Raw genomic sequence first — 21,767 nt, 5'->3', positions numbered from 1 at the left:
CGCCCGGGCGCGTCGCGCGCTCGACACCCGTTCTCCGACACCCCACGAGTCGTTCGACTCGTGGGGTGTCGCGTTCGTGGTGGACGGCTGGGCGCCACGCTGCTGACGCGGAACGACACCGCGGACGTCCCACGACATCGACTTCGTCGCTCGACATCCGCACCACGCGCGGTCCGCAGCGGCTCGCGTCCGCCCCGCGGCCGACGGCGGTCATGCCGGACGGGAGGCCCGTGGCGGGCCCGCACCGCGCCTCCAGGCCGCCTCGTGGCCGACGCGGGACGCCGGTGTCCTGCCGATACGCCGCCGAACGCGCGAGACGGGGTGGCGGCGTCGTGCCGACACGACGGCGTCAACTGGACACGACGGCGTCAACTGGACACGACGGCGTCAACTGGACACGACGGCGTCACCTGGACACGACGGCGTCACCTGGACACGACGGCGTCCTGCGGACCGAGCGCGCGCGGGCGCCCGCTCGACCGCCTAGAAGGTGAAGACCTGCGGCAGCAGCGGGTCGATACCCACGGCGATGAAGAGCAGCGTCAGGTACGTGATCGAGCTGTGGAAGACCCGCATCGGCTGCACGTGCTCGACGTGCTGGATGGCCCGCGAGTACAGGCGGTGCGACTCGACGACGAACCAGATGCCGCCGGCCAGCGCGACGACCGTGTAGAGCGGCCCCATGTGCCCGACCGGGATGAGCAGGAGCGAGCAGACGAGCGTCGCCCACGCGTAGAGCACGACCTGCAGGCCGACGACGGTGCGGCCACGGACCACGGCGAGCATCGGCACGTCGGCCGCGTCGTAGTCGTCGCGGTACTTCATCGACAGCGGCCAGTAGTGCGGCGGCGTCCACAGGAAGATCACCATGAACAGGATGACCGGGGTCCAGGTCAGCGACCCGGTGACGCCCGCCCAGCCGATGAGCACGGGCATGCAGCCGGCCGAGCCGCCCCACACGATGTTCTGCGGGGTGCGGCGCTTGAGCCACAGCGTGTAGACGAACACGTAGATGAGGATCGCGATGACGCTCAGCGCGGCGGCGAGCCAGTTCACCAGGAAGCCGAGCACCGCGGTCGACAGGACGCCGAGCACCCACGAGAACACGAGGGCCTCGCGGTCGGACAGCTCGCCGGTGACGAGGGGGCGGGTGCTGGTCCGCTTCATCAGGCGGTCGATGTCGCGGTCGATGTAGCAGTTGAAGGCCGACGCCGAACCGGCCGACATCGCTCCGCCGAGCATCGTCCAGAAGACGAGCCACAGGTCGGGGACGCCGCGTTCGGCGAGGAACATCGTCGGCGCCGTGGTGACGAGCAGCAGCTCCATCACGCGCGGCTTCGTCAACGAGACGTACGCACGGACCTTGCGGGACAGCGGCGATCGGGGTCGATCGGTGTCGGGCCGGGTCACGGTGGCAGTCGGCAAGAGAACCTCAGTCTGTTCGCATCAGCTCGCACACTCGGTGGACGACTGCGACGGCGTCCGGGCATGCGCTGACCCGGAATGTCCACGGGTCCCGATCAGTTTACGGGATGGAAGCGCCGCGACGGTGCCCCGCTCCGACATCCCGGCGTGATCCGGACGCGCTCGACACGCCCGGATCGACCGTCGACGGCCACCCCGGTGTGAACATCGGGGGTCACCTGAACCCCTTCTGAGTACCGGGTCACTATGCTGGACACGCCCTCCCGCAGTGCGCGCCCCGATGACGTCGGCCGCGATGAGCCGGTCGGCCGCCGCTAGACGGCGACACGACTCGGCCCCGGGATGGCCACATGTCCGTGCGATGGCACGAGCCCTCGCACATGTCGCATCAAGAAGGGTCAACATCCAAGTGGCTGAATTCACCTGGGACGCCATCGACCGGAAGGCCGTCGACACGGCCCGCGTTCTCGCCGCCGACTCGGTCGAGGCCGCCGGCAACGGTCACCCCGGCACCGCGATGAGCCTCGCTCCGCTCGCCCACCTGCTCTTCCAGAAGGTGATGCGTCGCGACCCGAGCGACTCCACCTGGATCGGCCGCGACCGCTTCATCCTCTCCGCCGGTCACGCCTCGATCCTCCAGTACGTGCAGTTCTACCTGCACGGCTACGGGCTCGAGATCGACGACCTGCAGCACCTGCGCAAGTGGGGCTCGAAGACCCCGGGTCACCCGGAGTACGGCCACACCGACGGTGTCGAGATCACCACGGGTCCGCTCGGCCAGGGCCTCGCGTCCTCGGTCGGCTTCGCCTACGCCCAGCGCTTCGAGCGCGGCCTGTTCGACCCGGAGACCCCGGCCGGCCAGTCGCCGTTCGACCACTACACCTACGTGATCGCCGGCGACGGTGACATGCAGGAAGGCGTGACGAACGAGTCCGGCTCGCTCGCAGGCCGTCAGCAGCTCGGCAACCTCATCGCGTTCTACGACTCGAACCAGATCTCGATCGAGGACAACACCGACATCGCGTTCTCGGAGAGCGTCGCCGACCGCTACGAGGCGCTCGGCTGGCACGTCCAGATCGTCGACTGGAAGAAGACCGGCGAGTACTCCGAGGACGTCGAGGAGCTCCACGCCGCGATCGAGGCCGCCAAGCAGGTCACCGACAAGCCGTCGCTCATCGTCCTCAAGACGATCATCGGCTGGCCGTCGCCGACCAAGCAGAACTCGGGCAAGATCCACGGTTCGGCGCTCGGCGCCGACGAGATCAAGGGTCTCAAGGAGATCCTCGGCTTCGACACCGACAAGACCTTCGAGGTCGCCCCCGAGGTCCTCGAGTACACCCGCGGCGCCGTCGCCAAGGGCCAGGCCGAGCACGCCGAGTGGCAGAAGTCCTTCGACGCGTGGGCCGCGGCCAACGCCGACAAGAAGGCGCTGTTCGACCGTGTCCAGTCGAAGGAGCTCCCGGAGGGCCTCGAGGCAGCGCTCCCGGTCTTCCCGACGGACAAGGCCGTCTCGACCCGTGCCGCTTCCGGCAAGGTCATCAACGCCATCGCGCCGCTGATGCCCGAGTTCTGGGGCGGTTCGGCCGACCTCGCCGAGTCGAACCTCACCACGATCGAGGGCGCAAAGTCCTTCGGTCCGGCCGAGGCCTCGACGTCGACGTGGAGCACCGACCCGTACGGCCGCGTGCTGCACTTCGGCATCCGCGAGCACGCCATGGGCTCGATCCTCAACGGCATCGTCCTGCACGGGAACACCCGCCCCTTCGGTGGCACGTTCCTCATCTTCAGTGACTACATGCGTCCGGCGGTCCGTCTCGCCGCGCTCATGCAGGCGCCGGCGATCTACGTCTGGACCCACGACTCCATCGCCCTCGGCGAGGACGGCCCGACGCACCAGCCGATCGAGCAGGTCTCGTCGCTCCGTGCGATCCCCGGTCTCGACGTCGTCCGCCCGGCCGACGCCAACGAGGTCGCGTACGCGTGGCTCGAGATGCTCAAGCACACCGACCGCCCGGCCGGCATCGCGCTGAGCCGTCAGAACCTCCCCGTGTTCGAGCGTGGCGAGGGTGACGCGTCCGGTGAGGTCTTCGCTTCGGCGAAGAACGTCGCCAAGGGTGCGTACATCCTGGCCGAGGCGCCCAACGGCACCCCGGACGTCATCCTCATCGCGACCGGTTCCGAGGTCCAGATCGCTGTCGATGCTCGCGAGCAGCTCAAGGCCGAGGGCATCAACGCCCGCGTCGTGAGCGCGCCGTCGATCGAGTGGTTCCGCGCCCAGTCCGAGAACTACCAGGACCAGGTGCTCCCGAAGGACGTCACCGCTCGCGTGTCGGTCGAGGCCGGCATCGCCATGAGCTGGCGCGACATCGTCGGCGACAAGGGCCGCAGCGTCTCGATCGAGCACTTCGGTGCCTCGGCCGACTACCAGACGCTCTTCAAGGAGTTCGGCTTCACGACGGAGCACGTCGTGGCCGCCGCGAAGGAATCGATCGCAGCTTCCTGACCTGCAAGGGCCGGGTCCGGTTTCCGGATCCGGCCCTTCTTCCGGGAGGCCCGGCTCGGTTCCGCCACGGGCCTCCCGTCCCCGAAACCCCGACTCAAGGTCCTCACGGACCCGTCGATGAAAGAAGAAGAGAAACACATGGCTGAGAACACCCCCACCGCCGCCCTCTCCGCGGTCGGCGTGAGCATCTGGCTCGACGACCTCTCCCGCGAGCTCCTCGAGACCGGCAAGCTCACCGAGCTCATCGAGCAGAAGAACGTCGTCGGCGTGACGACGAACCCGACGATCTTCGCGTCGGCCCTCGCCAAGGGCGAGCGCTACGACTCGCAGGTCAAGGAGCTCGCCGCCGCGGGCACCGACGTCACCGACGCGATCTTCGAGATCACCACGCAGGACGTCGCGAACGCCTCCGACGTCTTCAAGCCGATCTACGACGAGACCAAGGGCTTCGACGGCCGTGTCTCCATCGAGGTCGAGCCGGGCCTCGCGCACGACACCGCCAAGACCATCGAGCAGGCCAAGTTCCTGTTCGAGAAGGTCGGCAAGGAGAACGTCCTCATCAAGATCCCAGCGACGCTCGAGGGTCTCGAGGCGATCACCGAGGTCATCGGCGCCGGCATCTCCGTCAACGTCACCCTGATCTTCTCGCTCGAGCGCTACCGCGCCGTCATCGACGCCTACCTCGGTGGGCTGGAGAAGGCCAAGGCCGCCGGCCACGACCTCTCCAAGATCCACTCGGTCGCGTCCTTCTTCGTGTCGCGTGTCGACTCCGAGATCGACAAGCGCCTGGACGCCGTCGGCACCGACGAGGCCAAGGCCCTCAAGTCGAAGGCCGGCATCGCCAACGCGCAGCTCGCCTACCAGGTCTGGACCGAGGCCTTCGCCTCCGAGCGTGCCCTCGGCCTGCTCGAGTCCGGCGCCAACACGCAGCGTCCGCTCTGGGCCTCGACCGGTGTCAAGGACCCGTCGCTCCCCGACACGCTCTACGTGACCGAGCTCGCCGCCCCGAACACCGTCAACACGATGCCGGGCAAGACGCTCGACGCCACGTTCGACCACGGTGAGATCCACGGCGACGCCATCGCCGGCACGTTCGACCAGGCGCAGCAGGTCCTCGACCAGCTCGCCGCACAGGGCGTCGACTACGACGAGGTCGTCGCACTGCTCGAGAAGGAGGGCGTGGACAAGTTCAACGTCTCCTGGGGCGAGCTCGTCGACACCGTCAAGGCAGCGCTCGAGGGCGCCAAGTAGTGACGGTTTCCATCGCAGCCAGCGGCGACGCCGCGCGGGCCATCGAACAGGTGGTCCCGCGGCTCGTCGCTGACCTGGTGGCCTCGGGCATCACCGCCCAGGACGCCGATCTGTGGGGAACCACCGCCGAGGCCGAGGCGTCGAAGCGCCTCGGCTGGGTGGAGGCCGTCTCGGTCTCCCGCCCGCTCGTCGCCGAGGTGACCGCGCTGCGCGAGTCGCTCCGTGCCGAAGGGGTCGACCACGTCGTCCTCGCCGGCATGGGCGGCTCGTCCCTCGCACCCGAGGTCATCACGCGCACCGCCGGCGTGCCCCTCACGGTCCTCGACTCGACCGACCCCGCACAGGTCCGCGCGGCCGTGACGACCGACCTCGAGCGCACCGTGCTCGTGGTCTCGTCGAAGTCCGGCTCGACGCTCGAGACCGATTCGCAGCGCCGTGTCTACGAGCAGGCCTTCCGCGACGCCGGCATCGACCCGGCCCGCCGCATCGTCGTCGTCACCGACCCGGGCTCCGCGCTCGAGGCCGCTGCGATCGACGCCGGCTACCGTGTCTTCACCGCCGACCCCGCGGTCGGCGGCCGTTACTCGGCGCTCACCGCCTTCGGCCTCGTGCCGTCCGGGCTCGCGGGAGCGGACATCGCCGAGCTCCTCGACGAGGCCGACGCGATCTCCGCACTGCTCTCGGTCGACCTGGACGAGAACCCCGGGCTCGTGCTCGGTGCGGTCCTCGCGGGCACCGAGCCGCTGCGCGACAAGATCGCCATCGTGCCCGACGGCACGCACATCGTCGGTTTCGGCGACTGGGTCGAACAGCTGATCGCGGAGTCGACCGGCAAGGACGGCCGCGGCCTGCTGCCCGTCGTGCTGCACGCGGACTCCCCCGAGGTCACCGCCGGCCTGCCCGACGTCCAGGTCATCCGCCTGGTCGGTTCGCGCGAGGACGAGCGTCACGTGGCCGAGGGCGAGGTCGAGATCACCGGCACGCTCGGTGGCCAGATCCTCGTCTGGGAGTACGCCGTCGCGGTCGCCGGTCGCCTGCTCGGCATCAACCCGTTCGACCAGCCCGACGTCGAGGCCGCCAAGGTCGCGACCCGCGCGCTGCTCGACGACCGCCCCGTTCCTGCCGAGCCGGCGTTCTCCGAGGACGGCATCGCCGTCCACGCGACGCCCGGACTCGCGGTCGGTGCGACGCTCTCGGAAGCCGTGTCGGGCCTCCTGTCCGCACTCGACCCGACCGGCTACGTGTCGGTGCAGGCGTACGTCGACCGCACCACCAACAGCGGTCTGGAGTCGCTGCGCGACGCGATCGCGGCGCGCACGGAGCGCCCCGTCACCTTCGGGTACGGCCCCCGGTTCTTGCACTCGACCGGCCAGTACCACAAGGGCGGCCCTGCCACGGGAGTGTTCCTGCAGATCGTGGCCGACGAAGCGGAGGACCTGGCGATCCCGGGTCGGCCGTTCACGTTCGGGCAGCTCCTCCGGGCCCAGGCAGCCGGCGACGCGAGCGTCCTCGCCGAGCACGGCCGGCCGGTCCTCACCCTCACGACGTCGGACGTCCACGCCGCCACCGCGGCGATCGCGTCTGCCGTCTCCCACTGACTCGTAAGGAGTTCACCGACTCATGTCACCGGTGGCAATCACCCCGGAGCACAACCCGCTCCGGCTGCCGACGGATCGTCGACTGAACCGGATCGCGGGACCGAGCACGCTCATCATCTTCGGCGTGACGGGCGACCTGTCACGCAAGAAGCTGATGCCCGCGGTCTACGACCTGGCCAACCGGGGGCTCCTGCCCCCGGGGTTCGCGCTCGTCGGGTTCGCTCGTCGCGACTGGGAGGACCAAGACTTCTCCCAGCTCGTCCACGACGCCGTCAAGGAGCACTCGCGCACCCCGTTCGACGAGGACGTCTGGCGTCAGCTCGAACAGGGCATCCGCTTCGTCCAGGGCTCGTTCGACGACCCCGAGGCGTTCCGCGAGCTCAAGCGCACCGTCGACGACCTCGACGCCGAGCGCGGGACGCTGGGCAACCACGCGTTCTACCTGTCCATCCCACCGAAGATGTTCCCGGTCGTCACCGAGCAGCTGAAGCTGTCCGGGCTGACCGAGAAGCGCGAGGGCTCCTGGAGCCGCGTGGTCGTCGAGAAGCCGTTCGGCTCCGACCTCCGCACCGCGCGCGAGCTCAACGCGATCGTCGAGAGCGTCTTCGCGCCCGACGACGTGTTCCGCATCGACCACTACCTCGGCAAGGAGACCGTCCAGAACCTCCTGACGCTCCGGTTCGCGAACCAGATGTACGAACCCATCTGGAACTCGAACTACGTCGACCACGTGCAGATCACGATGGCCGAGGACATCGGCGTCGCCGGGCGTGCCGCGTACTACGACGGCATCGGTGCGGCGCGCGACGTCATCCAGAACCACCTGCTGCAGCTCCTCGCGCTCACCGCGATGGAGGAACCCGTCTCGTTCAAGGCCGCCGACCTGCGTGCCGAGAAGGAGAAGGTGCTCTCCGCCGTCCGTCTGCCCGAGGACCTGTCGACCGCCACTGCCCGCGGGCAGTACGACGGCGGCTGGCAGGGCGGCGAGAAGGTGCTCGGCTTCCTCGAAGAGGCCGGGATGAACCCGGAGTCCGGCACCGAGACGTACGCGGCGATCAAGCTCGACATCGCCACGCGTCGCTGGCAGGGCGTCCCGTTCTACCTGCGGGCCGGCAAACGTCTGGGTCGTCGTGTGACCGAGATCGCGATCGTGTTCAAGCGCGTCCCCGAGGACGTCTACGGCAACACGCAGTCCCCGCTCGGCCAGAACGCGCTCGTCATCCGTGTCCAGCCGGACGAGGGCGTCACGCTGCGCTTCGGCTCGAAGGTCCCCGGCGTCGGCACCCAGGTGCGCGACGTGACGATGGACTTCGGCTACGGCCACGCGTTCACCGAAGCATCCCCCGAGGCGTACGAGCGACTCATCCTCGACGTGCTCCTCGGTGATCCGCCGCTGTTCCCGCGGCACCAGGAGGTCGAGCTGTCCTGGAAGATCCTCGACCCCATCGAGGAGTTCTGGGCCACGCAGGGCCAGCCCGAGCAGTACCGTCCCGGCACGTGGGGTCCGGCATCCGCCGACGCCCTGCTCGCCCGCGACGGTCGGACCTGGAGGCGTCCGTGAAGATCGACATGCCCGACACCACGGTGTCGAAGATCCAGAAGAAGCTCGTCCGCATCCGCGAGGAGGGCGGCGCCGTCGCCCTCGGCCGTGTGCTGACCCTCATCATCTCGACGGCCCTCGGTCACGAGGAAGAGGCGATCGAGGCGGCCAACGAGGCGTCCCGCGAGCACCCGATGCGCGTGATCATCGTCTCGAAGAACAGCGGTGACACGAAGTCCCCCGGGCGCCTCGACGCGCAGATCCGTGTCGGCAGCGACGCGGGTGCGAGCGAGGTCATCGTCCTCCGGGCGTACGGCGAGACCGCGACCGACGAGGAGAGCCTGGTCACCGGCCTCCTGCTGCCGGACGCACCCGTCGTGGCCTGGTGGCCGCAGACCGCTCCCGAGCAGCCCGCGGCGTCGGCCCTCGGCCGCATCGCGCAGCGACGGATCACCGACGCGGCCGCGCAGAAGGACCCCAACGGCGCGATCGAGGCACTCGGTGCGTCCTACGTACCGGGTGACACCGACTTCGCGTGGACCCGTCTGACCCTGTGGCGGAACCAGCTCGCCGCGGCGCTCGACCAGCCGCCGTACGAGCCGATCACCGCCGTCGAGGTCTCCGGCGCGTCCGACAGCCCGTCGACGATCCTCCTCGCCGCCTGGCTGCAGCTGCAGCTCCAGGTGCCGGTGTCCGTCGTCACGTCGCCGCGCGCGACGGGGTCGAGCGGCATCCACGGTGTGAAGCTCGTCCGCGAGTCCGGCACCATCGAGCTCGAGCGTTCCCTGGTGGACGTCGCCACGCTCTCGATGCCCGGGCAGCCGACGCACGACCTGTCGCTGCCACGCCGCAACCTGCGCGACTGCCTGGCCGAGGAACTCCGTAGACTCGACCCGGACGTCCTCTTCGGAGACGTCGTCAAGCACGGGGTGCCCCAGCTGCGCGAGACCATCGCCCGCTGATCAACACCCCACACGGTCGGGCCGCCTGTCTGGTGCAGGCGGCCCGACCGGACCGAAGGCGGTCGGACGACCGGTCGGCCGCCACGAACACGGGAGTCACGTGACCAACGAACGGCGGGTGCTCGTGCACCCGGACAAGCAGGCCCTCGGCGCTTCGGTCGCCGCACGCTTCATCACCAAGATCATCGACGTGCTCGACGAGCAGGAGCGTGCCGACATCGCGATCAGCGGTGGATCGGTCTCCTCCCTCGTCCTCGCTGCGATCGGCCAGTCGCCGGCGCGCGAGAGCGTCGACTGGTCGAAGGTGCACGTCTGGTGGGTCGACGAGCGCTGGGTCCCGTCGGACGACGCCGACCGCAACACGATCGGCACGCAGACCGACTTCTTCGACCACGTCGACATCCCCGCGTCGAACATCCACCCGATGCCGGCGTCGGACGGCGGGCTCGACATCGAGGCCGCGGCGACCCAGTACGAGCGCGAGCTGCAGGACGCCGCGCCCGAGGGTGCCGTCGCGCCGCGCTTCGACATCACGCTGCTCGGCGTCGGCCCCGACGGGCACACCGCCTCGCTCTTCCCGGAGTTCCCGCAGCTCACCGTCACCGACCGCGCCGTCGTGTCGGTCGACGACTCCCCCAAGCCGCCGCCGCAGCGTCTGACCGTCACCTTCCCGGTGATCAACGCCTCGCAGCGCGTCTGGGTGATCCTCTCCGGTGCCGAGAAGGCTTCGGTCCTCGGGCTGGCCCTCGCGGGTGCGTCGATCGAGGACGTCCCCGTCGGTGGCGTACAGGGTCGCAAGCGCACCGTCTTCTTCGTGGACCAGGACGCCGCGCGCGACGTCCCCGAGAACCTGATCGCGTCGACGTACTAGACGCGCGTTCCTGACGGACGGGAGGCCCGGTGCCAGCTGGCACCGGGCCTCCCGTCCGTCTGTGGTCGCGCCCACTGCGCGCCGCGCCGCGACCCGACGCCGGGTGGTCACGAACTGTCGGCCGCGGGCGCCGCAGGCGACAGTTCACGCCACCACCGCGCACCGCACGCGGCGTGTCATGACCACTCGGCGAACCGCCGCTCCGCGCGGCACCTCGGCGCCGAGCGGTCACGACTCCCCGCCGATCCGACGCCGAATGGTCACGAACTGTCGGCCGCGGGCGCCGCAGGCGACGGTTCGTGCCACCACAGCGCACCACACGCGGCGTGTCGTGACCCCTCGGCGAGCGAGCCACCCCTTCCCCGGGACACACGAAGGCCCCCGCACCATCGGTGCAGGGGCCTTCGTCAGCGTGTGTGCGCTAGCTCTTCTTCGCCGCGGTGCCGCGACGCTCTCGGAGCTGCTGGAGCGCGTCCTCGAGGAGCTGCGCTGCCTCTTCCTCGGTGCGGCGTTCCTTCACGTATGCGAGGTGCGTCTTGTAGGGCTCCGTCTTGGAGACCACGGGAGGGTTCTCCTTGTCGCGCCCAGCCGGCAAACCACTCGACGGGGAGTCCACCGTCTCGGGGATCTCTTCATCGGGCAGGTTCGCGGCGAAGTACCGCACGACCTCGTTGCCGAGGGCGTCCCAGTACGAGATCGCCACGCGCTCTGCCTGGACCCCGCGGTCCTGTTCGCCCATGGGCCCCGCGCCGACGCGAGACCCTCGGATTGCACTGCCTCCGCTTGCCATGGATCAGACCCCCGCCGTGAACTTGTTGATGAGACCGAGCACGATGATGGAGACGATCCAGACCAGACCGAGGATCACCGTGATGCGGTTGAGGTTGCGCTCGGCCACGCCGGACGCACCGAGGTTGCTCGTGACCCCACCGCCGAACATGTCGGAGAGGCCACCACCGCGGCCCTTGTGCAGCAGGATGAGGAGCGTGAGCAGGAGGCTCGTGATTGCGAGCAGGACCTGCAGCACGACGGAGAGTATCGCCACGACGTACCTTTCGTGTCAGTCAGCCGTACCAGTGTACCGGCCGCGCGGAGCACGGCCGGTACCTGGACGGGAGTGGTGCGGACGACTGCCCGCGACGACGCCTGTGGACTACAGCCCGACGTGCTGACGGAACCGGGCGATGGCCGCGAACTCCTGCACGTCGAGCGAAGCGCCACCGACGAGCGCGCCGTCGATGTCGGGCTCACGGAGGAACCCCGCGATGTTGCCCGACTTGACCGAGCCGCCGTAGAGCACCCGGGTGTCGGCAGCAGCCTGGTCGCCCCAGGCTGCGGCGATGCCACGACGGATCGCCGCGCACTCGTCCTGCGCCTGCTCGGCCGTGGCGGCCTGTCCGGAGCCGATGGCCCAGACGGGCTCGTACGCCACGACGATGTCGGCGGGCTTGACCGCGTCGAGCACGACGCGCAGCTGCTCGACCGGCACGACACCGGCGCCGCGCTCCTCGCGCTGCTCGCCGGTCTCGCCGACGCACACCACGGGGACGAGGCCGTGCTTGACGGCCGCCGCGGTCTTCGCCGCGACGACCTCGTCGGTCTCACCGTGCAGCGTGCGCCGCTCGGAGTGGCCGACGATGACGTACTGGGCGTCGAGCGCGGCGAGGAACGCGCCGGAGACGTCACCGGTGTAGGCACCGGAGTCGAACTGCGACAGGTCCTGCGCACCGAAGTGGATCGGCAGCTTGTCGGCCGAGATGAGCGTCTGCACGCTCCGCAGGTCGGTGAACGGCGGGAACACCGCGACCTCGACGTCGTCGAAGTCGTGCCGGGCGTCCTTGAGCGTCCACGCGAGCTTCTGCACGGTGGCGATGGCCTGGAGGTGGTCCAGGTTCATCTTCCAGTTGCCCGCGATCAACGGCGTGCGGCTCATGCGGTCCACCCCAGTGCTTCGAGACCGGGCAGCGACTTGCCCTCGAGGAACTCGAGGCTCGCACCGCCACCGGTCGAGATGTGGCCGAACTGGTCGTCCGAGAATCCGAGCGACCGCACGGCGGCAGCGGAGTCGCCACCACCGACGACGCCGAGGCCGTCGACCTCGGTGAGCGCCTGCGCGACGGTCTTCGTGCCGGCGGCGAAGGCCGGGAACTCGAACACGCCCATCGGGCCGTTCCAGAACACGGTCTTCGAACCCGAGACGGCCGAGGCGAACCGCGCAGCGGTCTCCGGGCCGATGTCGAGGCCGATGCCGTCCGTACCGAACGACGAGGACTCGATGGCGTCGGCCGCCACGGTCTCGTGGTCGGCGTCGGCCGCGAAGGCGGAGGCCACCACGACGTCGGTCGGCAGGTCGATGGTGACACCGAGCTCCTTCGCCCGCGAGAGGTACTCGCGGACGACGTCGAGCTGGTCCGCCTCGAGCAGCGACTTCGCGACCCCGTGGCCCTGGGCCGCGAGGAACGTGAAGAGCATGCCGCCACCGATGCAGAGGGTGTCGACCTTCGGCAGGATGTGGTCGATGACACCGAGCTTGTCGCTGACCTTCGACCCGCCGAGCACGACCGTGTACGGCCGCTCCGGCGAGGTGGTCAGACGCTCGAGCACGCGCAGCTCGGTCTCGATCAACGAACCGGCCGCACTGGGCAGTGCGGACGCGAGCTCGTAGACCGAGGCCTGCTTGCGGTGCACGACACCGAAGCCGTCGGAGACGAAGGCGTCACCGAGGGCGGCGATGCGGTCCGCGAAGGCACCGCGCTCGGCGGCGTCCTTCGAGGTCTCCTCCGGGTTGAAGCGGAGGTTCTCGAGCAGCAGGACGTCGCCGTCCTCGAGGGCCTCGGCCGCGGCGGTCGCTTCGTCACCGACGGTCTCGCCGACGAACGTGACCTCTTTGCCGAGCAGCTCGGAGAGCCGCTGGGCCACCGGTGCGAGCGAGAACTCGGGCTTGGGCTCCCCGTCGGGGCGGCCCAGGTGCGAGATCACGATGACGCGTGCGCCGGCGTTGACGAGGGTGTTCAGCGTGGTCAGCGACGCGCGGACGCGGCCGTCGTCCGTGATGGTGCCGTCCTTGAGCGGGACGTTCAGGTCACAGCGGACGACGACGCGCTTGCCGGCGAGGTCGCCGAGGTCCTCGAGGGTGCGGAGGGCCATGTGTTACAGACGCTCGCCGACGTACTCGGTGAGGTCGACGAGGCGGTTCGAGTAGCCCCACTCGTTGTCGTACCACGAGGTGATCTTCACGAGGCCGCCGATGACCTTGGTCAGGCCGGAGTCGTAGATCGAGGAGTGCGGGTCCGTGGTGATGTCGGTCGACACCAGCGGGTCCTCGCTGTAGAGCAGGATGCCCTTGAGGGGGCCTTCCGCGGCCTCCTTGTAGGCGGCGTTGATCTCGTCGACGGTGACCTCGGACTTGGTCTCGAGGGTGAGGTCGGTGATCGAGCCGGTGGGGACCGGGACGCGCAGCGCGAAGCCGTCGAGCTTGCCGGCGAGCTCCGGCATGACCTGACCGATGGCCTTGGCGGCACCGGTCGAGGTCGGGACGATGTTCAGTGCGGCAGCACGGGCACGACGGGGGTCCTTGTGCGGGCCGTCCTGCAGGTTCTGGTCGGCGGTGTAGGCGTGCACCGTCGTCATGAGGCCACGCTCGATGCCGAACTTGTCGTGGAACACCTTGGCGAGCGGCGCGAGGCTGTTCGTGGTGCAGGACGCGTTCGAGATGATGTGGTGGTTCGCCGCGTCGTACTGGTCCTCGTTCACGCCGAGCACGATGGTGACGTCGTCACCCGTGGCCGGGGCGGAGATGATGACCTTCTTGGCGCCGGCGTCGATGTGCTTCTGCGCATCGGCGGCCTTGGTGAAGAACCCGGTCGACTCGATGACGATGTCGACACCCAGCTCGCCCCAGGGGAGGTTGGCGGGGTCGCGCTCGGCGAGGACCTTGATGGCCTTGCCGTCGACGACGATGTTGTCGCCGTCGAGCTCGACGGAGACACCGAGACGGCCCGTGATGGAGTCGAACTTCAGCAGGTTGGCGAGCGACGCGTTGTCGGTGAGGTCGTTCACCGCCACGATCTCGAGGTCGGAGCCCTTCGCGAGGGCGGCCCGGAAGAAGTTACGGCCGATGCGGCCGAAGCCGTTGATACCGATCTTGACGGTCAATGGATCTCCTGGTGAGTGTGGAGCGCCCAGGGGGCGCTGCTTTCGGGAGTCGCGCACCCTGGCGGGCCCGCGTGTGGTGGACGATACGCCCCGTAACGTCGCCGTAACGACCCTAGCAGTCGGACACTGCGTGCCCGAGCGGGATGACGGTCCGTCCGGACGGTCGCCGACCAGGCCGGGAACGGGTCCGAGAACGGGCCGGGAAACGGACGGGAGGCGCGGTGCCAGCTGGCACCGCGCCTCCCGTCCGTGGGGTCGACAGACCGCTCTCAGGCCCCTTCGAGCTCCTCGGGAACGCTCGCTTCGGTGCCCGGGATGCCGAGGTCGGAGGCCCGCTTGTCGGCCATCGCCAGCAGGCGCCGGATGCGGCCGGCGATGGCGTCCTTGGTCATGGGCGGGTCCGCGTGCTGGCCGAGCTCGTCGAGCGAGGCGTCGCGGTGCTGCAGGCGCAGCGTGCCGGCGTACTGCAGGTGGTCGGGGACCTCGTCGCCGAGGATCTCGAGCGCACGCTCGACCCGGGCGCAGGCGGCCACGGCGGCCTGCGCGGAACGGCGGAGATTCGCGTCGTCGAAGTTGACCAGGCGGTTCGCGGTCGCACGGACCTCGCGACGCTGGCGCATCTCCTCCCAGTCGGCGGTGGTGCGCGCTGCACCCATGACGGTCAGCATCTGGCCGATGGCCTCACCGTCGCGGATGACGACGCGGTGCACCCCGCGGACCTCGCGGCCCTTCGCGGCGACCCCGAGACGCGACGCGGCACCGACGAGGGCCATCGCGGCCTCGTTGCCGGGGCAGGTGACCTCGAGCGCTGCGGCCCGACCCGGGTCGGTCAGGGTGCCGGAGGCGAGGAAGGCGCCGCGCCAGATGGCCGCGAGGTCCTCACGGTTGCCCGTGGTGAGGCGGTTCGGCAGGCCGCGGACCGGGCGGCGACGGGCGTCCATCAGGCCGGTCTGGCGGGCGAGGGTCTCCCCCGCCTCGAGCACGCGGACCAGGTAGCGGGTCCCGCGGCGGGCGGACGCGGACGAGCCCACCGACGCCTCGCTGCGCACGCCGTAGAGCTCGGCGAGGTCCTTGCGGACCCGGTGCACGATGATCCGGGTGTCGAGCTCGACCTCGACCGCGATGCGGCCCGAGATGACGTGCAGACCACCAGCGAACCGGAGGATCGTGGCCAGTTCGGCGGCGCGGACCGTGTTGCGGTTCACGGCGACCCTGGCCAGTTCGTCCTTGACCTCGGCAGTCAACGGCACAGCATCATTCCTAACGTTCGTTCAGTGGTTCCCGCAGATCCGGCGGCACGGGCGTGGGAGCGGCCGGAGGGACGGTCACTCCCGGCCGAGATCTCGGTTCTTCACACGCACGGCGACGCCAGGCATCCCGCGGAGGAGGTTCGCCAACTCGGCGACGATGGCGACCGAGCGGTGCTTCCCGCCGGTACAGCCGATGGCGATCGTAGCGTGTCTTTTGTTCTCGCGCTGGTACCCCTCGAACACCGGCTCGAGGACGGAGGCGTAGCGATCGACGAACGGACGGGCTCCGGCCTGGGCCAGCACGTAGTCCGAGACCGGCTGGTCCAGCCCGGTGTGGGGCCGCAGTTCCGGCACCCAGTAGGGGTTCGGGAGGAACCGCACGTCGGCCACCATGTCGGCGTCGGCGGGCAGTCCGTACTTGAAGCCGAAGCTCATCAGCGTGACCTGTACGCCCACGAAGTGCTCGTCGGCGAAGTGCTCGATCACGGTGTTCGCGAGCTGGTGGATGTTGAGGTCGGAGGTGTCGATCACCACGTCGGACGCCTCGCGGAGGCCTGCGAGACGCGCCCGTTCGCGGGCGATGCCGTCGAGCAGGGTGTCCTCGCCCTGGAGCGGGTGGGGTCGACGGACCTGCTCGAAGCGCCGGACCAGCACGGCGTCGGTGGCTTCGAGGAACAGCACCCGGACCCGCGCGGAGGTGCTCGAGCGGACCTGCTCGACCGCGTGCTCGGGGTCGGTGAAGAACCGTCCGCCGCGAACGTCGACCACCGTGGCGATCTTCGGGATCTTCTCCCCCGCGCGGTCGGCCAGTTCGGTCAGCGGGGCCAGCATCTGCGTGGGCAGGTTGTCGACGACGTACCAGCCCAGGTCTTCGAGGGCCTTGCCGACGGTGGACCGCCCGGCCCCGGACATGCCGGTGACGATGAGGATGTCGTGCTGCGACGCGTGGGTGGTCGCGGTGGCGCTGTCGGTCATCTGGGAGTGGGCTCCGTCGTGGCGGCCCGGGCGCGTCGCCCGGGGAGGTCTCGGCTGCCGGACCAGGCTACCGCCCGGTGGCGGCCGGGAGGCGCGGGGTTCGTCACGACGGTCGCTGCGGACCGTCGTCGGTCACCTCGGGGACCCGCACCGGGCCTCCGGAGGGGGTGGCGGTCTGCTGGGTGGCGGTCTGCTGGGTGGCTGCGTTCTCGGTCACGGTGTCCGCGATCGCGTCGGCGTCCGGTTCGGGGGCGCTGGACGCGCTCGTCGCCGGCGCGCTCGTCGGCGTCTGGGCCAGCTTCGAGACCACCGCAGCAGCGGTCGCCGGACCGATGCCGTTCACCTCACCGATGTCCTCGGCCGTGGCTTCACGCAGCCGGGCGACCGAGCCGAAGTGCTTCAGCAGGGCGTTGACGCGGCTCGGGCCGAGACCGGGGATCTCGGACAACCGCGACCGGACGTCGCGCTTCCGCTTGCTGCGCTGGTGGGTGATCGCGAACCGGTGCGCCTCGTCGCGGATGCGCTGGATGAGGAAGAGCGCCTCGGAGTTGCGGGGCAGGATGACCGGGAAGTCGTCGTCGGGGAGCCAGAGCTCCTCGAGTCGCTTGGCGATGCCGACCAGGGCGATGTCGTGCACGCCGGCTTCGTCCATCGCGCGCTTCGCGGCCTGCACCTGGGGCTGGCCGCCGTCGACGATGAGCAGCTGCGGGCGGTAGGCGAACCGCTTCGTCGGCTTCGACCCCTCGACGACCTCGTCGGTCGTGACGTCGGGGACGTCCGGCAGCTCGGCGTCCTCGTCCAGCCGCGCCAGGCGCCGCGAGAGCACCTGGTACATGCTGTCGGTGTCGTCGGTGGTCTCGGCGATCGAGTACCGGCGGTACTGGTCCTTGCGCGGCAGGCCGTCCTCGAACACCACCATCGACGCGACGACGTTCGTGCCCTGCAGGTGCGAGATGTCGTAGCACTCCATGCGGAGCGGCGCCTCGGTCATGCCGAGGGCATCCTGGATGTCGGCCAGTGCTGCGGCCCGGGTGGTGTAGTCGGCCGAACGCTTGGTCTTGTACAGCATGAGCGCCTGCCCGGCGTTCTGCGCGGCCGTCCGCGCGAGACCGGCACGATCGCCGCGCTGTGCCGTACTGAGCTTCGTGCCGCGCCCGTTCCGGCGCTTGCTGAGCCACTCCTGGAGCGCGTCGGCGTCCTCCGGCAGCTCGGGGACGACGACCTCGCGCGGGGGCTCGTCGGTGACGTAGACGCCCTGCACGATCTGCTCGACGAGGTCGCCCGTGGCGATGTCGAGCTCCTTGTCGACCACCCAGCCGCGGACACCGCGGATGCGGCCGCCACGGACCGAGAACAGCTGCACGGCAGCGGCGAGCTCGTCCTCCGCGATGCCGAACAGGTCGAGGTCGACCGAGTCGCGGAGCACCACAGCGGACTTCTCGAGCACGGCCTCGAGCGCTTCGACCTGGTCGCGGTACTTCGCGGCCTGCTCGTACTGCATCGCGTCGGCCGAGGCCCCCATGCGCTGCCGGAGCTCGGTGATGACCCGGCGGTCGTAGGAGTTCATGAAGCGCACGAACTCCTCGACGAGCGCGCGGTGCTCCTCGATCGTGACCTTCTGCGAGCACGGGCCACCGCACTTGCCGATCTGCCCCGGGAAGCACGGACGGCCCGTCTGCATCGCCTTCTTGTACGACGAGTCCGAACAGGTGCGGATCGGGAACACCTTGATCATCAGGTCGATGGTGTCGTGCACCGCCCAGATCTTCGGGTACGGACCGAAGTACTTCGCGCCCTTGATCTTGCGGTTGCGTGTCACCATCACCCGCGGCGCTTCGTCACCCAGGGTGACCGCCATGTACGGGTACGACTTGTCGTCGCGGAACTTGACGTTGAACGGCGGGTCGAACTCCTTGATCCAGGTGTACTCCAGCTGGAGCGCCTCGATCTCGGAGCCGACCGTCGTCCACTCGACACTGCGTGCCGTGAGGACCATGCGCCGCGTGCGCTCGTGCAGCGTCGGCAACGGCGCGAAGTAGTTGCTCAGCCGGGCGCGGAGGTTCTTCGCCTTGCCGACGTAGAGCACCCGACCGGCTTCGTCACGCCAACGGTAGACGCCCGGGTCGGTCGGGATCTCCCCCGCCTTCGGACGCCACGGGACGGTGTCCGCCACCTACCGAGCACCCGCCTTCTGCTTGCTCGCCTGCTTGGTCGTGCCCTGCTGCTTGCCGCCCTGCTGCTTCTGGGTGGCCTGGCGTGCGCCGACCGCCTGCTGCTTGCCGACCCGGGCGTCCTGCGCGTCGAAGATCTCGCGCAGGAAGACACCGGTGTGGCTCTCCGGCACGGTCGCCACGTGCTCCGGGGTGCCCGTCGCCAGGACCGTGCCACCACCGGAACCGCCCTCGGGTCCCATGTCGATCAGCCAGTCGGCGGACTTGATGACGTCGAGGTTGTGCTCGATCGTGATGACGGTGTTGCCCTTGTCGACCAGGCTCTGCAGCACGAGGAGCAGCTTGCGGACGTCCTCGAAGTGCAGACCGGTCGTCGGCTCGTCGAGCACGTAGACCGTGCGGCCGTTCGAGCGACGCTGCAGCTCGGTGGCGAGCTTGACGCGCTGCGCCTCGCCGCCGGAGAGCGTGGTCGCGCTCTGGCCGAGGCGCACGTAGCCGAGGCCCACGTCGACCAGGGTCGCCATGTAGCGGTGGATCGCCGAGATCGGCTCGAAGAACTCGGCCGCCTCGCTGATCGGCATGTCGAGGACCTCGGAGATGTTCTTGCCCTTGTAGTGCACCTGGAGCGTCTCGCGGTTGTAGCGCGCACCACCGCAGACCTCGCACGCGACGTAGACGTCCGGCAGGAAGTTCATCTCGATCTTGATCGTGCCGTCGCCCGCGCAGTTCTCGCAGCGGCCGCCCTTGACGTTGAAGCTGAAGCGACCGGGCTGGTAGCCGCGGGTCTTGGCCTCTTGCGTCTCGGCGAACAGCTGGCGGATGCGGTCGAACACGCCCGTGTAGGTCGCCGGGTTCGAGCGCGGCGTGCGGCCGATCGGTGCCTGGTCGACGTGCACGACCTTGTCGAGCTGGTCGAGGCCCTTCACCCGGGTGTGCTTGCCCGCGATGTGCCGGGCGCCGTTGAGCTGGTTGGCGAGCACCTTGTACAGGATGTCGTTCACCAGCGTCGACTTGCCGGACCCGCTGACGCCCGTCACCGCGGTGAACACACCGAGGGGGAAGTCCGCGTCGATCGACTTGAGGTTGTTCGCCCGGGCGCCCTGCACGGTGATGGCGCGCTTGAGGTTGACCTTGCGACGCTCGGCCGGCACCTCGATCGCGCGTCGACCGGCGAGGTAGTCACCGGTGATCGACTCGCGGTTCTCGATGATGCCCTCGTACGAACCGGAGTGCACGACGTTGCCGCCGTTCACACCGGCACCGGGGCCGATGTCGACGACCCAGTCGGCCGTGCGGATCGTGTCCTCGTCGTGCTCGACGACGATGAGCGTGTTGCCGAGGTCCTTGAGCTTGACCAGGGTGTCGATGAGTCGACGGTTGTCGCGCTGGTGCAGGCCGATGCTCGGCTCGTCGAGCACGTAGAGCACGCCGGTCAGCCCGGAGCCGATCTGCGTCGCCAGGCGGATGCGCTGCGCCTCACCGCCGGAGAGACCGCCGGCACCACGTGCCAGCGTGAGGTAGTTCAGGCCGACCTCGAGCAGGAACTCGAGGCGTGCGCGGATCTCACGGAGGACCGCTGCGGCGATGTGCGCTTCGCGGTCGGTCAGCGTCAGCTCGTCCATGAACGAGTACGCGTTGTCGAGCGACATGTCGGTGACGTCCGCGATGCTGCGGTCGTTGACCGTCACCGCGAGCACCTCGGGCTTGAGGCGGGTTCCCTCGCACACCGGGCACGGGACCTCGCGCAGGTACCCCTGGAAGCGCTGCCGCTGCGAGTCCGACTCGGCCTCGGCGAACTTGCGCTCGATGTAGGGCATGACGCCTTCGAACCCGCTCGTGTACCGCATCTCGCGGCCGAAGCGGTTGCGCCAGGAAACCGACACCTGGAAGTCCTTGCCGGTCAGGATCGACGCCTGCACCGCGGGGTCGAGCTGGTTCCACGGGGTGTCGAGCGAGAAGCCGAGCTCCTTGCCGAGACCGCCGAGCAGCTTCTCGAAGTAGGAGTACAGCCCACTCGTCCCGGTCCAGGGCAGCAGGACGCCGTCACGCAACGAGGCCTCGGGGTCGCCGAGCACCAGGTCGGGGTCGACCGACATGCGGGTGCCGAGGCCGGAGCACTCGGGGCAGGCACCGAACGGCGCGTTGAACGAGAACGTCCGCGGCTCGATCTCGGTGAGTGCGAGCGGGTGGTTGTTCGGGCACGAGAGGTTCTCGGAGTAGTTCCGGACCGCTCCGGGCCCCTCGTGGTCCACCAGGTCGATGCCGACGGTGCCGTCGGTCAGGCGCAGGGCGGTCTCGAGCGAGTCGGTGAGACGACCGAGGATGTCGTCGCTCGCCACCAGGCGGTCGACGATGACCGAGATGTCGTGCTTGACCTGCTTCTTGAGCTTGGGCGGGTCGCTGAGCTGGATGCGCTCCCCGTCCACGATCGCGCGGGCGTAGCCGGACGCCGCGAGCTCCTGGAAGAGGTCGACGAACTCGCCCTTCTTCTTCGAGATCACGGGTGCGAGGACCTGGAAGCGGGTGCCGGTCTCGAACTGCATGAGCTGGTCGGCGATCTGCTGCACGGTCTGCTTGCTGATCACCTCGCCACACGTCGGGCAGTGCGGGACCCCGATGCGCGCCCAGAGCAGACGCATGTAGTCGTAGACCTCGGTGATCGTGCCGACCGTCGACCGCGGGTTGCGGTTGGTCGACTTCTGGTCGATCGACACCGCCGGCGAGAGCCCCTCGATGAAGTCGACGTCGGGGCGGTCGACCTGCCCGAGGAACTGGCGCGCGTAGGCGGACAGCGACTCGACGTACCGGCGCTGCCCCTCGGCGAAGATCGTGTCGAACGCCAGCGAGGACTTGCCCGAGCCGGACAGGCCGGTGAACACGACGAGCGAGTCGCGCGGGATCTCGAGGTCGACGTCACGGAGGTTGTGCACGCGCGCGCCCCGCACGCTGAGCGTGGAGGTGCTGTGCGGAGCGGTCCCGCCGGGGAGGTGGAGGTCAGCGGGCTCGCCGAAGGCGTTCCGGCCCGACGTCGAGGTACCGGGGTCAGAGGTGATGGTCATCGTCGTC

At 69.5% G+C, this 21,767-nt stretch carries 16 protein-coding genes; 6 read left to right on the top strand and 10 right to left on the bottom strand.

Translation table 11 applies throughout. The features are described 5' to 3' along the window. Positions 1-483: 483 nt before the first annotated feature. Entirely contained in the window at positions 484-1,410 is a 927-nt protein-coding gene (locus tag HP445_RS11430; RefSeq protein WP_111235011.1) for a heme o synthase, read from the bottom strand. Positions 1,411-1,834: 424 nt separating this feature from the next. Here HP445_RS11430 and tkt point away from each other — a divergent pair, with 424 nt between their 5' ends. The 6 genes from tkt (at position 1,835) to pgl (ending at position 10,150) form a co-directional block, all read left to right on the top strand. Beyond that, positions 1,835-3,928 (top strand): transketolase, encoded by a 2,094-nt coding sequence (tkt, locus tag HP445_RS11425; RefSeq protein ID WP_071403754.1) that lies wholly within the window; start codon positions 1,835-1,837, stop codon positions 3,926-3,928. Between the two features lie 138 nt (positions 3,929-4,066). Beyond that, a complete protein-coding gene (gene tal / locus HP445_RS11420) occupies positions 4,067-5,179 on the top strand; it encodes a transaldolase (protein ID WP_128779957.1) in 1,113 nt (370 codons plus the stop codon). Beyond that, entirely contained in the window at positions 5,179-6,777 is a 1,599-nt protein-coding gene (locus HP445_RS11415; RefSeq protein ID WP_128779958.1) for a glucose-6-phosphate isomerase, read from the top strand. The genes tal and HP445_RS11415 overlap by 1 nt, the downstream gene beginning before the upstream one ends. Before the next feature lie 22 nt (positions 6,778-6,799). Beyond that, entirely contained in the window at positions 6,800-8,338 is a 1,539-nt protein-coding gene (gene zwf, locus HP445_RS11410; protein WP_027465683.1) for a glucose-6-phosphate dehydrogenase, read from the top strand. After that, positions 8,335-9,279: a glucose-6-phosphate dehydrogenase assembly protein OpcA gene (locus HP445_RS11405; protein ID WP_027465684.1), complete on the top strand. Its 945-nt coding sequence runs from the start codon at positions 8,335-8,337 to the stop codon at positions 9,277-9,279. The genes zwf and HP445_RS11405 overlap by 4 nt, the downstream gene beginning before the upstream one ends. 100 nt (positions 9,280-9,379) lie before the next feature. Continuing rightward, positions 9,380-10,150, top strand: a complete 771-nt coding sequence (gene pgl / locus HP445_RS11400) for a 6-phosphogluconolactonase (protein WP_110864544.1) — start codon at positions 9,380-9,382, stop codon at positions 10,148-10,150. Positions 10,151-10,571: 421 nt separating this feature from the next. Here the strand turns inward: pgl and HP445_RS11395 are convergent, their stop codons facing one another. The 9 genes from HP445_RS11395 to uvrA all read right to left on the bottom strand — a co-directional run bounded on the left by HP445_RS11395 (position 10,572) and on the right by uvrA (position 21,760). Further along, positions 10,572-10,940, bottom strand: a complete 369-nt coding sequence (locus HP445_RS11395) for an RNA polymerase-binding protein RbpA (RefSeq protein ID WP_110862753.1) — start codon at positions 10,938-10,940, stop codon at positions 10,572-10,574. Between the two features lie 3 nt (positions 10,941-10,943). Then, complete coding sequence (secG, locus tag HP445_RS11390; protein WP_017887256.1) at positions 10,944-11,195, bottom strand: preprotein translocase subunit SecG; 252 nt, start codon at positions 11,193-11,195, stop codon at positions 10,944-10,946. A 108-nt stretch (positions 11,196-11,303) separates the two neighbouring features. Further along, complete coding sequence (tpiA, locus tag HP445_RS11385) at positions 11,304-12,083, bottom strand: triose-phosphate isomerase (RefSeq protein WP_111031855.1); 780 nt, start codon at positions 12,081-12,083, stop codon at positions 11,304-11,306. Further along, positions 12,080-13,297 carry a phosphoglycerate kinase gene (locus HP445_RS11380; protein ID WP_111039100.1) on the bottom strand — a complete coding sequence of 406 codons (1,218 nt, stop codon included), beginning with the start codon at positions 13,295-13,297 and terminating at the stop codon, positions 12,080-12,082. Before HP445_RS11380 ends, tpiA begins: the two co-directional genes overlap by 4 nt. A gap of 3 nt (positions 13,298-13,300) precedes the next feature. Beyond that, a complete protein-coding gene (gap, locus tag HP445_RS11375; RefSeq protein ID WP_111103024.1) occupies positions 13,301-14,305 on the bottom strand; it encodes a type I glyceraldehyde-3-phosphate dehydrogenase in 1,005 nt (334 codons plus the stop codon). Between the two features lie 269 nt (positions 14,306-14,574). Further along, positions 14,575-15,555 (bottom strand): DNA-binding protein WhiA, encoded by a 981-nt coding sequence (gene whiA / locus HP445_RS11370; RefSeq protein ID WP_027465690.1) that lies wholly within the window; start codon positions 15,553-15,555, stop codon positions 14,575-14,577. A 75-nt stretch (positions 15,556-15,630) separates the two neighbouring features. Next, the gene (gene rapZ / locus HP445_RS11365; protein ID WP_027465691.1) at positions 15,631-16,530 is read right to left on the bottom strand and encodes an RNase adapter RapZ; all 900 of its coding nucleotides are present in this window, start codon (positions 16,528-16,530) and stop codon (positions 15,631-15,633) included. Positions 16,531-16,633: 103 nt separating this feature from the next. Further along, positions 16,634-18,703 carry an excinuclease ABC subunit UvrC gene (gene uvrC, locus HP445_RS11360; RefSeq protein WP_128779959.1) on the bottom strand — a complete coding sequence of 690 codons (2,070 nt, stop codon included), beginning with the start codon at positions 18,701-18,703 and terminating at the stop codon, positions 16,634-16,636. Next, positions 18,704-21,760, bottom strand: coding sequence for an excinuclease ABC subunit UvrA (gene uvrA, locus HP445_RS11355; RefSeq protein WP_217499899.1), 3,057 nt, complete (start codon positions 21,758-21,760; stop codon positions 18,704-18,706). It abuts the gene before it with no gap. Positions 21,761-21,767 lie beyond the last annotated feature (7 nt).

It is taken from the genome of Curtobacterium flaccumfaciens (assembly GCF_013359815.1).
Classification (GTDB): Bacteria; Actinomycetota; Actinomycetes; order Actinomycetales; family Microbacteriaceae; genus Curtobacterium; species Curtobacterium flaccumfaciens.
Note: the sequence above shows the minus strand (reverse complement) of the source record. Positions and strands in the feature narration are given on the sequence as shown.

Excerpts from the sequence above, each read along its gene's own strand:
- HP445_RS11380 (WP_111039100.1), bottom strand. The coding sequence starts at position 13,297 with ATGGCCCTCCGCACCCTCGAGGACCTCGGCGACCTCGCCGGCAAGCGC.
- HP445_RS11395 (WP_110862753.1), bottom strand. The coding sequence starts at position 10,940 with ATGGCAAGCGGAGGCAGTGCAATCCGAGGGTCTCGCGTCGGCGCGGGG.
- zwf (WP_027465683.1), top strand. The coding sequence starts at position 6,800 with ATGTCACCGGTGGCAATCACCCCGGAGCACAACCCGCTCCGGCTGCCG.
- rapZ (WP_027465691.1), bottom strand. The coding sequence starts at position 16,530 with ATGACCGACAGCGCCACCGCGACCACCCACGCGTCGCAGCACGACATC.
- tal (WP_128779957.1), top strand. The coding sequence starts at position 4,067 with ATGGCTGAGAACACCCCCACCGCCGCCCTCTCCGCGGTCGGCGTGAGC.
- tpiA (WP_111031855.1), bottom strand. The coding sequence starts at position 12,083 with ATGAGCCGCACGCCGTTGATCGCGGGCAACTGGAAGATGAACCTGGAC.
- uvrA (WP_217499899.1), bottom strand. The coding sequence starts at position 21,760 with ATGACCATCACCTCTGACCCCGGTACCTCGACGTCGGGCCGGAACGCC.